Origin of the sequence: Streptomyces sp. NPDC048002, assembly GCF_040653275.1 — a bacterium.
Lineage (GTDB): Bacteria > Actinomycetota > Actinomycetes > Streptomycetales > Streptomycetaceae > Streptomyces.
The window spans coordinates 24,682-36,670 of sequence record NZ_JBEZNL010000036.1; the positions used below are offsets into that span (position 1 = coordinate 24,682).

The following is an 11,989-nucleotide window of genomic DNA, read 5'->3' on the forward strand; positions in this document are numbered from 1 at the left end:
TGCCCGACACCCCCTCCCGGCGCCCCGCCCCGCCCCGGACCGAAGGACCCCAGATGACCGCCACCGCACCGGACCTCGCGATACGCGCATGGCGCGACCTCGACCAACAAGCCCGTGACCTGCCGGGCATGTCACTGGGCCGCCTGCCGGTGGCCCCGGCGCCCCAGGACGCCGACCGTCTCTGGGCCCTCGGCGTACGTCACGCCGAGCTGGACACGGCCGTCGACCTGTCCACCGACGATCCCGTGACACATCGGCGGGCCGTCGACCGCCTGTGCCTGGTCCGCGACCTCACCGCTCGGGCGGTCTCCGTCGACTGGGACCTGCGACTGTCGCCGCAGCAGTCGGATCACCAGTGGAAGGTCCTGTCCCATCTGCAACCGCCCCGCACGATCGCCGGCCTGGAGGAGGCCGAGGACGCACTGCACGCCTGGCGTTCCCGGCACTACCTGTGCAAACTCGTCTGGCGCCAGGGGCCCGGGTTCGTCCAGATCCGTGACCGGCGCTGGGGAGACCTGCGCCGCTTCACCGCCGACGAGCCGCACTACCGCGAGGCCATCGCCCACCTCGCTCCGGGCGTGCACCACGCGGAGGTTCCCGCCGATGTACTGGAAGAGTTCACGGCCGAGCACCTGGTCCTGCGGGTCGGCGAACTGGCGTGGTGGCTGCCCTACCGTGTCTCGCGCTGGCTCCAGGAGGCCATGGCCGTATGAGGCCGCGAACCTGAGACGCCGCAGTTCCCTCCGGCTCGCGGTTCCGAGCAACGCCGTGGGTGGTGCGGCCGGTCAGAACCGGCCACACCACCCAACAGGTCTAGCGGGTTACCACTTGTCAGTACACCACTTGTTCGTCTCCGGGCCCGAATAGCAGGCACGCATCACGTAGCTGCTGGACGACCTGGTTGCGACACCTTCAGTGAAGTTGCTGGCCGTCGTGCTGTAGATGGACCGGGTGACCCAGTTCGCACCGCTGTCGGCACTGGACTCCAGCCAGATGGCACCTTGTCGGTCCGTCGGGTAGTTGTCCAACTTGGCCCAGGCGTACTGCGTGCCGTTGTAGGTGCCGTAGCGCAGCTGAACCTGGAACGCGCCGATCGGCGTCCACTCAGCGGTCGCCTTGTCCGGGATCGCAAGCACCTGATCCCGGCTGATCTTCTCCTGCGCGGCGCCGGCCGGTCCTGCGGAAGTGCCCATCAGCGTGCCCACCGCCAGCAGGGTGAGCAGGAACAGGCGACGTGACTTCAACATGGAACCCCTTGAGTGTCGATGATTGCGGCTACGCGGCGGAACGCTCGCTTCGTTGACCGACGGACTGGGCTCGCCGACAGATCTGCCCTGCGCCGTCCTGCTCGTCTGCCGGGACTCTGGACATGTGGTCACCATGACCAGTGCGATCACATCGTTCCTGCCGCCCAGCCGTGGCTGCCACGAGTTCCCCCGTGCCAACGGCTCGAAATGTAGTCCCTGCCTGGGACAGCGCACTCCTGACAGATGTCAGGGTCTCAACGCGAGGTCAGGAACTGCTGAGCGACGCTGCCGATCAGCTCCGCTTCCTCACCTCTCGTACTCGGCGAGGTAACGGAGCACCTTCTCGACATGGGGCCGCACGCGTTCGGGGACGCCGCCCTCCGTGATGACCGTGCGGTCGCTCGTGCGGTAGCCGGCCACCATCAGCGCGGGCAGGTCCTCTGCGGGCATCTTCTCCTTCTTGAACTGCTGGTCGAGCCAGCACACGTACAGCGACATCGTGGAGATCGCGTCCGGCGGCGACCGGAAGTCCTTGTCCCCGTCGCCGTCCCCGTCGACCGCCCAGGCCCGGAAGACCGAGGGCGTCCACATGGCGATGCCGTACTCCTCGCTGGCCGGGCGGGAGGCGTTCACGTCGAAATCGCTCTCCGCCTTGACCATGGCGGCGAGGAACGCGGGCGTGACCTCCGCGTCGGTGCAGCGGTGGGCCGCCTTCACGAAGACCGGTCGCAGGGCCTCGGGCACGTCGGAATCCTCCGGGATCTCCCCGGCGGCCGGGCTGTGCGCACCGGTGACGACAGCGGGTGTGCCGCGGCCTCGGTCGTCATCGTCGTCTCCCTGTCCTCCGCCGCTGCCGAGCAGCGTGGCTCCGCCGATGGTGGCGGCCGACACCGCGGCGAGCGCCGCGGCGACGACCGGCCGCAGGCGGCGTCTTCCACGCGGGCTTGCCAGTTGCTCGATGCGGGCAGAGAGGCTCTCGGCGGTGTGACGGAGGCGGCCCGCGTGGTCGGGTGCCAGACAGTCGGCGATGAGCCGGCGCCAGTTCTCGTCGAGTCCGTCGTCCAGACGCAGCGGTGCGGTGCCGCGGGCGTACGCCTGGGCGGCGAGCGAGCGGGCGCGGGCGGTGGCGCCGGGGAAGGGGTGGAGGCTTCCGGTGAGCACCTGGTGGGCCAGCACACCGAAGGCCCAGATGTCGGCCGTCGGCCGCACCATCGTCCCGTCGGCCCGGGTGCGCTGGGACCACCATTCGGGCGGCACATGGTCGAGTGTGCCGAGCGGTGGCACGTAGGCGTGGGTGCCGTCGAGTTCGGTGGCCAGGCCGAAGTCGGCGAGCCAGACCGCGCCGTCCGCGCCGAGCAGCACGTTGGCGGGCTTGAGGTCTCCGTGCACCCAACCGGCTGCGTGCATATGGCAGAGCCCGGCGGCGACACCGCGCAGGATCCGGACGGCGTCCGGGATCGGACCGCCCGTCCCGGCGCCGTCCAGCACCTGACGCAGGCTGGCCTCGGCACGGTCCATGACGAGCGCGATCGCACCGTCCAGCGCCGGCAGGTCCGGCGCGTCCACCGTGCACACGGCATGAGTACGTACCAGGTGGGGGTGGTCCGCCTCGGCGCTGAACCGGACCTCGCGCGCCACCAGTTCACCGAGCGTCGCGCGCTGACCGGGGGCCAACGCGCCGGTCGGCAGCACCTTCACCGCGGCGATCGTGCCGTCGGCAACCCCGCGGGCCTCGTACACGGTCCCCCAGCCGCCCGACCCGATGACGCCGGCCAGCTCCCAGCCGTCGATGCGGAAGCCGGCCGGCAGACGCGGTGTTTCGAGAGCGCCCTCTTCGGCACCTGAGGAGGTCATGCGTCGCGCTCCAGCGGAACGGGCCGTCTGCGGGACGGCAACAGGGCGAGGTGTTCCTCACGCACCAGGCCGAAGCGCAGGGCGAGAGAGGCAAGCCGGGCGCGCTTGGCGCCGGTGCGGGCACTGCCGCCGGCACCCACGTCGTCGCCGAGGTCCAGACGCAGCTTGGAGAAGGCCAGGTAGTCGATGTGGTAGTTCACCGCGGAGCGGGTCAGATCACGGCAGCTCTCCAGCGGACGCAGCCGCTCGGCTATGTCCCCCGCGCCCGGCAGCACGCCGTCCGAGGGGTGGCGCAGCCTCGGTTCGCACAGGGCCACCAGCACCAGGAAGTACTTCGCCGTCGCGTCGAGGGCGTAGGGATGCACGGTCAACTCCCCGGCCCCGGGCGCGGATTGTTTGTCCAGATAGGCGTGTTGCGGGGCGAACACCTTGAAATCGACGGTTCCGCACAACGCCGGCAGGACCACTCTGGAGAACTCGAACGGCACCGGCGCTCCGAGCCGACCGGGCGCGACGGTGATGTATTCGCCGGCACCTTCCAGGTTCTCGACGGCATACGCGGTGTCCCGACTGAAGTTCGACAGCCGCCAGTAGTCCTCGGCCGCCTCCAGCCGACCCGCCCGCCGCGAGACTCCCGGGTCGGGCAGAACGATGGAGACACCCCGGCCACCGGGCAGCCCGCGACCGAAGTCGGCCACGTCGCCGGGCCCCATGTGCAGTAACTCGGGCCCGCCGACGGCGGCATCATCCGGCCCGGACGAACCGGGTTGCTGCACAAGGATCGTTTCCATTCCGACATGTCCCCCGATGTGGTCGCCAGGAGTGTTGACGCGGTTCCTGTTGCCGCAGCCCCTGCGTCGCCGCACCGGGCCGGGCGTGTCTCACCGCCACAGTCGCCGCTTCGCGGCCTGCTGCGACCTGCCCCGCTCGGTCATCAATACGGAGGCGTCGACGGGCACCCTCGCCACGGGGCGGCGGCTTCTGGTCGAAAGCAGCACGGGTGGCATCGATGTCCGGACCCGACACCGCGGAAAGGTCGCATCCAGATGTGAGGGCGTGAAGCACGCCCATTAGGATGTTCGGCCGATCATTTCGGTTCCCGGCATCCGATCCGCGCCCTCGGCACCCTCGCGGGACCGGTCCCCGGCTCTGCCGGAGCTCCCCTTCGCGCGTGACCGTCGGCGCAGTGGTGTGCGCGTGCGGGCATCCTCAAGTGCGTTTGCGGGGTGCGGAGATCGCGACGACGGCGATGTCGTCGTGGTCTCCGTTGCCGATCCACTGCGAGGCGAGCATCTGGAGGTGCTCCACGATGGCCGCGGCGGGAGCTCCGGCGCATCCGGCGAGAGCGCGCGCCAGGCGTTCCTCGCCGAAACGGGTGCTGCCCAGCGGACCGCCCTTGGCTTCGGTGATTCCGTCGGTGTACAGCACGCAGGACTCTCCTGGGGCCAGCGTCAGGGTTGCGGTGCGGGCGCGGACGACCGGCAGTGCCCCTACGAGGGTGCCGCGGGTGTCGGCCGCCTCAACGGTGCCGCCCGTACGGACGATCAGCGGGGCCGGGTGGCCGGCGCTGGTCAGTCTCACCTGCACATCGTTGCCGCAGCGGACGGCGGAGGCGAGGACAAGGGTCGCGAACCGGCTGTGATGAGAGGTGAGCAGTGCCGTGTTGAGCAGGGAGAGCATGCGGTGGTGGTCGTCCGCCACGTGCAACAGCGCATGCAGGGTGTTGCGGATCTTTCCGGTGAGGACGGCGGCTTCAAGTCCCTTGCCGCACACGTCTCCGATGGCGACGAGTGAGGGCTCGCCGGCCACGGGGGCAGGGTGCACGTCGTAGAAGTCGCCGCCGATCCGCTCGTGGTCCGCCGAGGGGCGGTAACTGCCGGCGAAGTCGACTCCGGAGATCTCGCGCAGTGTGGGCGGAAGCAGTTCCCGCATCAGGACCTGGGTTATGGCCCTCTGCTCCTCGTACAGGCGGGCGGCCGACATCGCAGCCCCGGAACGTGCGGCGAAGAGGCGGGCGAAGACCTCTTCCTCGTCGGTGAAAGCGGCGCTGCACGCCTTGCGCAACAGGATCAGCGCGCCGGCCGGGACGCCGTGGCCGGGCAGCGGAGTGACGACGATCGCCCCGACCGGACCGAAGCCCTCGGGGATCATCCACTGCGGCGCCGTCGACGGGTCGAGCCATCGGGAGGGCACGGGCGGGAACCCGCGCAGGGCTTCGCCGAGGCCGGGTACATCGTCGGGGTCGATCGCTTCCAGTGATGCGGTGGGTGTACCGCCGCGCAGGCAGGTCACCACCGGCAGTCGGTGACCGCGGGCCGGCGCGATGGCCAGGGCCGCGTCGGCGAGACCCTCAGCGGCCATCTGCGCGGTCACGTCCATGCAGCGGCCCAGGTTGAGGGAGGAGAGCAGCCGGCTCGACGCGTCGGCGAGGAACGCGGTCCGCTCCCGTTCCGTGTGCAGCGCCTCACGGGCGAGCTGGTGGTCGGTCTCGTCCTTCAGCCACCATGCGACCGATCCGTCGTCCCGTAGGCTCGGGTGCGCCTCGAAACGGCGCGCCGCGATCACACCAGTGGGCGCGACGGCCGACTCCTGTTCGGTCCTCGGGCCGGGCAGGCGGAGTGCGTCGTGGGCCACGGCCAGCCAGGACGGAACGACGTCGGCCAGGCAGGTTCCCGGGTGGGCCCGGGGCAGGAGAGCGCGTGCGGCGTCGTTGCGCTGCACGAGAATTCCCGCCCGGTCACAGACCAGCACCGGGTACGGCGCGCCGCGCCACGGGAAATCCGGCTCCGCCGCAGCTACGGCCTGCGCTCCGGTAGCGACCAAATGTCGAGGATCCGCTGAGCGGATCCCTCACCTCACCCACCCATAAAGAATCATTGTCTTCAGGCAACAATCCCTCGGGAGACGCCCTCCTGGCAACTCGCGCCACGGTCCACCCCACCATCCGCACAACTGTGGAGGAAGCGTGACGGGCGCCAGCCCGCCTCAGCGCCCCGTTGACCGCTCGGCTCCGGTGCGGCCACCTCTCGACGGAATACCCCCTGGGGTATCCCTGTTATGGTGAGTACCGAATACCCCCCGGGGTACACCGATTCTCGTGAGGAGCCGCAGTCGTGTTCTTCGTCGACACCCTTGAATTCGAGGGCCTGGGCAACCGCAGCTACCTGGCCGGCGGTGCCACTGCCGCGGTGGTCATCGATCCGCCGCGCGACATCGACCAAGTGATCGCCGCCGCCGCCAGGCGCGGGGTGCGCATCGCGTACGTGGCGGAGACCCACGTGCACAACGACTACGTGACCGGTGGCCTGGAGCTGGCCCGCGTCACCGGCGCCTCGTACCTGGTGCCGGCCGCGGCGCACGTGTCCTTCGCCCGCACCCCGGTCGCCGACGGCGACACCGTGGCCGTGGACGCGGGTCTGGTCCTGCGTGCGATCGCCACTCCCGGGCACACCCCGCACCACACCTCCTACGTACTGGAGCAGGACGGGCGCGGCGTGGCGGCGTTCACCGGCGGATCGCTGCTGATCGGCACGGTGGGCCGCCCCGACCTGGTGGAGCCCCGGCTGACCGAACAGCTGGCCCGGGCCCAGCACGCCTCCGCCCACCGCCTGGCCACCGAGCTGGACGACGAGGTGCCGGTGCTGCCCACCCACGGGTTCGGCAGCTTCTGCTCCTCCGCCCAGGCCGAGGGGGACGCGACCACGATCGGCAAGGAACGCACCAGCAACGACGCCCTCACCCTGGACGTGGACACCTTCGTCCAGCGCATGCTCGCCGGGCTGGAGGACGTGCCCGCCTACTACGCGCACATGGGCCCGGCCAACGCCGCCGGCCCCGCCCCCGTCGACCTCACCCCGCCGCGCCGTGCGGACGCGGGGGAGATCTCCTCCCGGCTGGCCGCCGGTGAGTGGGTGGTGGACCTGCGCAGCCGCATGGCCTTCGCCGAGGGGCACGTGGCCGGCTCGTTCAACTTCGAGGGCGAGGGCAAACTCGCCACCTACCTGGCCTGGCTGATCCCCTGGGGCAAGCCCGTCACCCTGCTCGCCGACACCCCGCGGCAGATCGCGGACGCGCAGCGGGACCTCGCGCGGGTGGGCATCGACCGCCCGGCCGCCGCCGCCACCGGCACCCCGGCCGACTGGGTCCCTGAGGGCGAGCCGCTGGCTTCCTTCCCGCGTGCCCGCTTCGCCGACCTGGCCCAGGTGCGCGAGCGCGGCGACGAGGTGGTCGTGCTGGACGTGCGCCGGAACTCGGAGCGCGCGGGCGGCTCCATCGACGGCTCGGTCCACATCCCCATCCACGAGCTGCACGGCCGGATCGGCGAAGTGCCGGACGGCACGGTGTGGGTGCACTGCGCGGGCGGGATGCGCGCGGCGATCGCCGCCTCGCTGCTCGATGCCGCCGGGCGCGATGTGGTCGCCGTCGACGACGGCTTCGACGCCGCGACGGATGCCGGGCTGCCCCTGACCTCCGCCTGAGATCGGCCGTCCCTCCGCAAGAAAGGAAGCCTGCGATGTTCCTCTTTCGCCGAAACGGGCCTCGCGTCACGGTCGACGAGGCACACAGCCGTACCAGCGGCGACCGGCCTGACGCCGTCCTGCTGGACGTCCGGGAGAAGCCCGAATGGACCGCGGGCCACGCCCCGGGCGCCGTCCACCTGCCCCTGACGAAACTGGTCACCGGCGCCACTGTGCCCGCCGAGGCGCAGGACCGTCCGCTGGTGGTGATCTGCCGCAGCGGACACCGCTCCCAGCAGGCGGCGAAGCTCCTCACCGAACGCGGAGCGCACGCGGTGGACGTCGAGGGCGGCATGAACGCGTGGGCCGCCGCCGGACATCCCGTCGTCGACGAACGCGGGAACAGCGGCCGGATAACGTGACCGTACTCGTTCTCGCCCTCATCGCCGGGGCCGTCATCGGTCTCGCCCTCGGAGCCCTCGGCGGCGGCGGCAGCGTCCTTGCCGTGCCGGCACTGATCTACCTGCTCGACTTCAGTCCGGCCGACGCCACCACCGCCAGCCTGATCATCGTCACCGCCACCTCCGCCACCGCCCTGTACGCCCACACCCGCGACGGGAACGTGGCATGGAGGACAGGAGCGATGTTCGCCGCGGCGGGCATCGTCCCCGCCTTCCTCGCCGGCGCTGCCGCAGGGAGCCTGCCCGAGGCGGTACTGACGTCGGCGTTCGCGATCATCGCCGCGCTGGCGGCCCTGCGCATGCTGCGTCCGTCCACGTCCGAGCCGCCGGACCGAATCCGTCCCGGCAAAGCGGCCGGCGCCGGCGCCGGACTCGGCGCCGTGACGGGCTTCCTGGGGGTCGGCGGAGGATTCCTCGCCGTGCCCGCCCTGGTGAGCGTCCTGGGCCTGGCCATGCGCCGGGCGGTGGGCACCAGCCTGCTCGTCATCACGGTGAACTCACTCGCCGCACTCGCCGCTCGCACCGGCACCAGCAGCGGGCTCCGCTGGGAGATCATCGGCCCCTTCACCGGAGCCGCGATCCTCGGTGCCTGGGACGGCAAGCGCCTCGCGGCGAAGATCTCCGGCACCACCCTTCAGAAGATCTTCGCCGGCGTACTGCTGGCCGTGGCGGCCTTCATGCTCGTCGACGTGATCGCCTGAAGACGAGAACGGCCACCAGCCCGAACGAGGGTCCGACCAGAGTCCGACGACCCCGGAGAGCCACTCCAGCCGGCCACACCCCTCAGGACCGCCTTCCGCCCGGCCCCCGCCGGACCAAGCTCAGCACACCCCGACACACAAGGATGACACCTGCCATGACCAACTCCCCCGCCCTCGCCACCGGCGAGGCACGCACCCGCCTGCACGAACTGACCGTCATCGACGTGCGCACCCCGGGCGAATACGCCGCCGGACATCTCCCCGGCGCACTCAACGTCCCCCTCGACCAGATCCAGCGCGCGCTGCCCGACATCCGTCACGCCGCCGACCGCGGCGACGTCCTGGTCGTCTGCGCCTCCGGCGCCCGCTCCGAGAACGCCTGCAAGATCCTCACGGAGAACGGCATCACCGCCGCCACCCTGTCGGGCGGCACCGGAGCGTGGGCGGCCGACGGCCACGAACTCCACCGCCCCCAGGGCGCCTCGCGCGCCACCTGGGCCATGGAGCGGCAGGTGCGACTCACCGCAGGAGTGATCGTGCTGCTCGGCCTGCTCCTCGGGCTCGTCGTCCACCCCGCCTTCCAGCTCATCTCCACCGGCATCGCGGGCGGCCTGGTCTTCTCCGCCCTCACCAACACCTGCGGCATGGCCGCCATGCTCGCCAAGCTCCCCCACAACCGCCCCCGCGCCGCCGACCTCGACCGCACGCTGGCCGCGCTGCGCAACCGCTGAACCCACCACCAGGGGGAGGGATCCGGCTCCGGATCCCTCCCCCTTCGACAGCCGAGGATGCGGCCGACCGCTCCGCACAGGGCCGGTGATCCGGCCTCGCGGCACCACAGTTCACGCCAGAGAGAGAAACAGCTTCTCCAGCCGCGTACGCATCTGCTCCCGGTCACCGGAAGCGGCCATGTCCGCGTCGGTCAGGCAGTGCTGCAGCCCCGTGGCGATGATCGCGAAGCCTGCCTTGTCCAGAGCCCTGGACGCCGCGGCGAGCTGGGTGACGACGTCCTCGCAGTCCCGCCCCTCCTCGATCATCTTGATCACACCGGCGATCTGGCCTTGCGCCCTACGCAGCCGGTTGACCACCGTCTTCAGTTCCTCAGCCGCCATCGCCAGTTCCACGACCCACACTCCTTCGAGATACCCCCTCGGGTACCCTACCCAAAGGGGTAACCCCGACCGGGCCACGGAAAGTCCCCGCCGCCCACCGCCACCAGCGAAACCCACGGATTGAGCACCGCCCCGAGGCTCTCCGCGTCGGCCTTCCCGAAACTTGATCCACGGCGTCGGTGCTGTGCCCGGCACGGTGGTGATCGGCCACGGCGTGGCCAACGGCCTCGCGGATGGCCCGGGCCATCCGGCCGCCCGGGGGGCCGCTCGGGCCTGGCCCCGGCGCCCGGGCTCGAGTCCCCATCCGTATCTGCCGAATACCTGTGCAGGGCGGCCCGCCGGTACGGAAGCCCGCCCGCACAGCTTCCGGATCCATGACTGACGGAGTGACACGCGTGGACATCAACGAGGTGCTGCTGCCCGGGGTGGGGCTGCGGTACGAGTTCGTCAACCGCGACGGCGACCGGATCGGCGTCGTCGCCCGGCGGTCGGGAGACTTCGAAGTCGTCGTCTACGAGGGTGCGGATCCCGACGAAGCACGGGCCGTGCTCCGGCTGACCGAGGAAGAGGCCGACGCCCTCGCCGAGATTCTCGGTGCCCCGCGCATCGCCGAACGCTTCGCCGATCTCACCAGAGAAGTACCCGGCCTCAGTGCCGGGCAGATCGAGGTGGCGGCGGGTACTCCGTTCGCCGGCCGGCCACTCGGGGAGACCAGGGCGCGGACCCGGACCGGTGCGTCGGTCGTGGCGCTCGTCCGGGGCGAGGAGGTCATCCCCTCCCCGGGTCCAGGACATGTCCTGCACGCCGGGGACGTACTGGTGGTGATCGGAACCCACGAGGGGATCGCCGCGGTGGAACAGATCGTCCGGGGCTGAACCTGTGCACATCTCCATCCCCCTGCTGCTGGAGTTGGGGATCATCCTGGCCGCGCTGAGTCTGCTCGGAGCGCTGGCGCGGCGCTTCGCGCTGTCCCCGATCCCGCTGTACCTCCTCGCCGGACTGGCCCTGGGCGAGGGAGGCATCGCGCCGGTTCAGGCGGCCGGTGCGTTCGTGGAGACCGGCGCGGGAATCGGGGTGGTGTTGCTGCTGCTGGTCCTCGGGCTCGAGTTCACGATTCCCGAGTTCACGGTCAGTCTGCGCCGCCACCTGCCCTCCGCCGTGCTCGACCTGGTACTGAACGCGGCACCCGGCGCGGTGGCGGGATGGCTGCTCGGGCTCGACGCCGCAGGGGTCCTCGCGCTCGCCGGCGTGACCTACATCTCCTCCTCCGGCATCATCGCCCGGCTCCTCACCGACCTGCGGCGGATGGGCAACCGGGAGACCCCCGCGGTCCTGTCCGTGCTGGTCCTGGAGGACTTCGCGATGGCCGCCTACCTTCCGCTGCTCGCTGTCGTCGCCGCCGGCGGCACGTGGCGGCAGGCACTGCTGGGCGTGCTGCTGGCCCTCGGAGCGGTGCTGGTCGCGTTCACCGTGTCGTACTGGTGGGGGCACCACCTGGGAAGGCTGCTGGCGCATCCGGAGGCTGAACAGCTGCTCCTGCGGGTCCTGGGCGTGACACTGATCGTCGCGGCTCTCGCCGAGACCGTCCACGTCTCCGCCGCGGTGGGGGCCTTCCTCGTCGGGCTGTCCCTGACGGGAGAGACGGCAGAGCGAGCACGGGAGGTGCTGAGCCCCCTGCGGGATCTGTTCGCCGCGGTGTTCTTCCTCGCCATCGGTCTGTCCGTGCACCCGGACACGCTGCTTCCGGTGCTGCCCGCCGCCCTGTTGCTGGCCCTGGTCACCGCACTGACGAAAGTGGCATCCGGCTGGTACGCCGCACGGCGGGACGGTGCGGGACGCCCGGGTCGGCTGCGGGCGGGGACGGCGCTCATCGCCCGGGGTGAGTTCTCCATCGTCATCGTCGGCCTGGTCGGAGTACGCCACGACCGGCTCGGTGCCCTCGTGGCCGCCTATGTCCTCCTGCTCGCCGTGGCCGGCCCCACGATCACCCGCTTCTCCCCTGCACGCCCGCCGTCCCAACCCGGCAAACCGCGCCGCTTCACAACGCCGGAGTGAGCGCTCCCTGCCCGGCACAGCGCAGGCCGGGCAGGGGAGGACGCCGGCATGCCCGACCGGCTAGACGAGTAGTTCCAAAGTGGGGTGTGGTTGCGGCCCGGC

The 11,989-nt window shown here is 71.1% G+C and carries 12 protein-coding genes; 7 read left to right on the forward strand and 5 right to left on the reverse strand.

Annotated features, from left to right (window positions below; all coding sequences use genetic code 11):
• The first annotated feature begins 53 nt into the window (after nucleotides 1-53).
• The gene (locus AB0E07_RS31315) at nucleotides 54-713 is read left to right on the forward strand and encodes a DUF5825 family protein (RefSeq protein ID WP_362259739.1); all 660 of its coding nucleotides are present in this window, start codon (nucleotides 54-56) and stop codon (nucleotides 711-713) included.
• Nucleotides 714-821: 108 nt separating this feature from the next.
• Here the strand turns inward: AB0E07_RS31315 and AB0E07_RS31320 are convergent, their stop codons facing one another.
• From AB0E07_RS31320 to AB0E07_RS31335, 4 genes are all read right to left on the reverse strand, one after another.
• Nucleotides 822-1,247, reverse strand: a complete 426-nt coding sequence (locus tag AB0E07_RS31320) for a hypothetical protein (RefSeq protein WP_362259741.1) — start codon at nucleotides 1,245-1,247, stop codon at nucleotides 822-824.
• 306 nt (nucleotides 1,248-1,553) lie between these two features.
• On the reverse strand, nucleotides 1,554-3,101 hold the full coding sequence (locus AB0E07_RS31325) for a serine/threonine-protein kinase (protein WP_362259743.1): 1,548 nt from the start codon (nucleotides 3,099-3,101) through the stop codon (nucleotides 1,554-1,556).
• Nucleotides 3,098-3,892, reverse strand: a complete 795-nt coding sequence (locus tag AB0E07_RS31330) for a serine/threonine protein kinase (RefSeq protein WP_362259745.1) — start codon at nucleotides 3,890-3,892, stop codon at nucleotides 3,098-3,100. The genes AB0E07_RS31325 and AB0E07_RS31330 overlap by 4 nt, the downstream gene beginning before the upstream one ends.
• Before the next feature lie 418 nt (nucleotides 3,893-4,310).
• The gene (locus AB0E07_RS31335) at nucleotides 4,311-5,822 is read right to left on the reverse strand and encodes a SpoIIE family protein phosphatase (protein WP_362259747.1); all 1,512 of its coding nucleotides are present in this window, start codon (nucleotides 5,820-5,822) and stop codon (nucleotides 4,311-4,313) included.
• Between the two features lie 392 nt (nucleotides 5,823-6,214).
• Between AB0E07_RS31335 and AB0E07_RS31340 the strand changes: the two genes are divergently transcribed.
• From AB0E07_RS31340 to AB0E07_RS31355, 4 genes are all read left to right on the forward strand, one after another.
• A complete protein-coding gene (locus AB0E07_RS31340) occupies nucleotides 6,215-7,579 on the forward strand; it encodes an MBL fold metallo-hydrolase (RefSeq protein WP_362259749.1) in 1,365 nt (454 codons plus the stop codon).
• Nucleotides 7,580-7,614: 35 nt separating this feature from the next.
• Nucleotides 7,615-7,980, forward strand: coding sequence for a rhodanese-like domain-containing protein (locus AB0E07_RS31345; protein WP_362259751.1), 366 nt, complete (start codon nucleotides 7,615-7,617; stop codon nucleotides 7,978-7,980).
• The gene (locus AB0E07_RS31350) at nucleotides 7,977-8,720 is read left to right on the forward strand and encodes a sulfite exporter TauE/SafE family protein (protein ID WP_362259753.1); all 744 of its coding nucleotides are present in this window, start codon (nucleotides 7,977-7,979) and stop codon (nucleotides 8,718-8,720) included. Before AB0E07_RS31345 ends, AB0E07_RS31350 begins: the two co-directional genes overlap by 4 nt.
• Nucleotides 8,721-8,875: 155 nt before the next feature.
• Nucleotides 8,876-9,451, forward strand: a complete 576-nt coding sequence (locus tag AB0E07_RS31355) for a rhodanese-like domain-containing protein (protein ID WP_362259755.1) — start codon at nucleotides 8,876-8,878, stop codon at nucleotides 9,449-9,451.
• A 111-nt stretch (nucleotides 9,452-9,562) separates the two neighbouring features.
• Here AB0E07_RS31355 and AB0E07_RS31360 read toward each other — a convergent pair whose 3' ends face one another.
• Nucleotides 9,563-9,844 carry a metal-sensitive transcriptional regulator gene (locus AB0E07_RS31360; RefSeq protein WP_010358257.1) on the reverse strand — a complete coding sequence of 94 codons (282 nt, stop codon included), beginning with the start codon at nucleotides 9,842-9,844 and terminating at the stop codon, nucleotides 9,563-9,565.
• A gap of 362 nt (nucleotides 9,845-10,206) precedes the next feature.
• Between AB0E07_RS31360 and AB0E07_RS31365 the strand changes: the two genes are divergently transcribed.
• Complete coding sequence (locus tag AB0E07_RS31365; RefSeq protein ID WP_362259758.1) at nucleotides 10,207-10,707, forward strand: cation:proton antiporter regulatory subunit; 501 nt, start codon at nucleotides 10,207-10,209, stop codon at nucleotides 10,705-10,707.
• A gap of 4 nt (nucleotides 10,708-10,711) precedes the next feature.
• Nucleotides 10,712-11,887 (forward strand): cation:proton antiporter, encoded by a 1,176-nt coding sequence (locus AB0E07_RS31370; protein WP_362259760.1) that lies wholly within the window; start codon nucleotides 10,712-10,714, stop codon nucleotides 11,885-11,887.
• Nucleotides 11,888-11,989: the final 102 nt, after the last annotated feature.

Bases quoted from the DNA above. Each gene is read 5' to 3' on its own strand.
- AB0E07_RS31325 (WP_362259743.1), bottom strand. From the start codon at position 3,101: ATGACCTCCTCAGGTGCCGAAGAGGGCGCTCTCGAAACACCGCGTCTG.
- AB0E07_RS31345 (WP_362259751.1), top strand. From the start codon at position 7,615: ATGTTCCTCTTTCGCCGAAACGGGCCTCGCGTCACGGTCGACGAGGCA.
- AB0E07_RS31330 (WP_362259745.1), bottom strand. From the start codon at position 3,892: ATGGAAACGATCCTTGTGCAGCAACCCGGTTCGTCCGGGCCGGATGAT.
- AB0E07_RS31320 (WP_362259741.1), bottom strand. From the start codon at position 1,247: ATGTTGAAGTCACGTCGCCTGTTCCTGCTCACCCTGCTGGCGGTGGGC.
- AB0E07_RS31355 (WP_362259755.1), top strand. From the start codon at position 8,876: ATGACCAACTCCCCCGCCCTCGCCACCGGCGAGGCACGCACCCGCCTG.
- AB0E07_RS31365 (WP_362259758.1), top strand. From the start codon at position 10,207: ATGACTGACGGAGTGACACGCGTGGACATCAACGAGGTGCTGCTGCCC.
- AB0E07_RS31315 (WP_362259739.1), top strand. From the start codon at position 54: ATGACCGCCACCGCACCGGACCTCGCGATACGCGCATGGCGCGACCTC.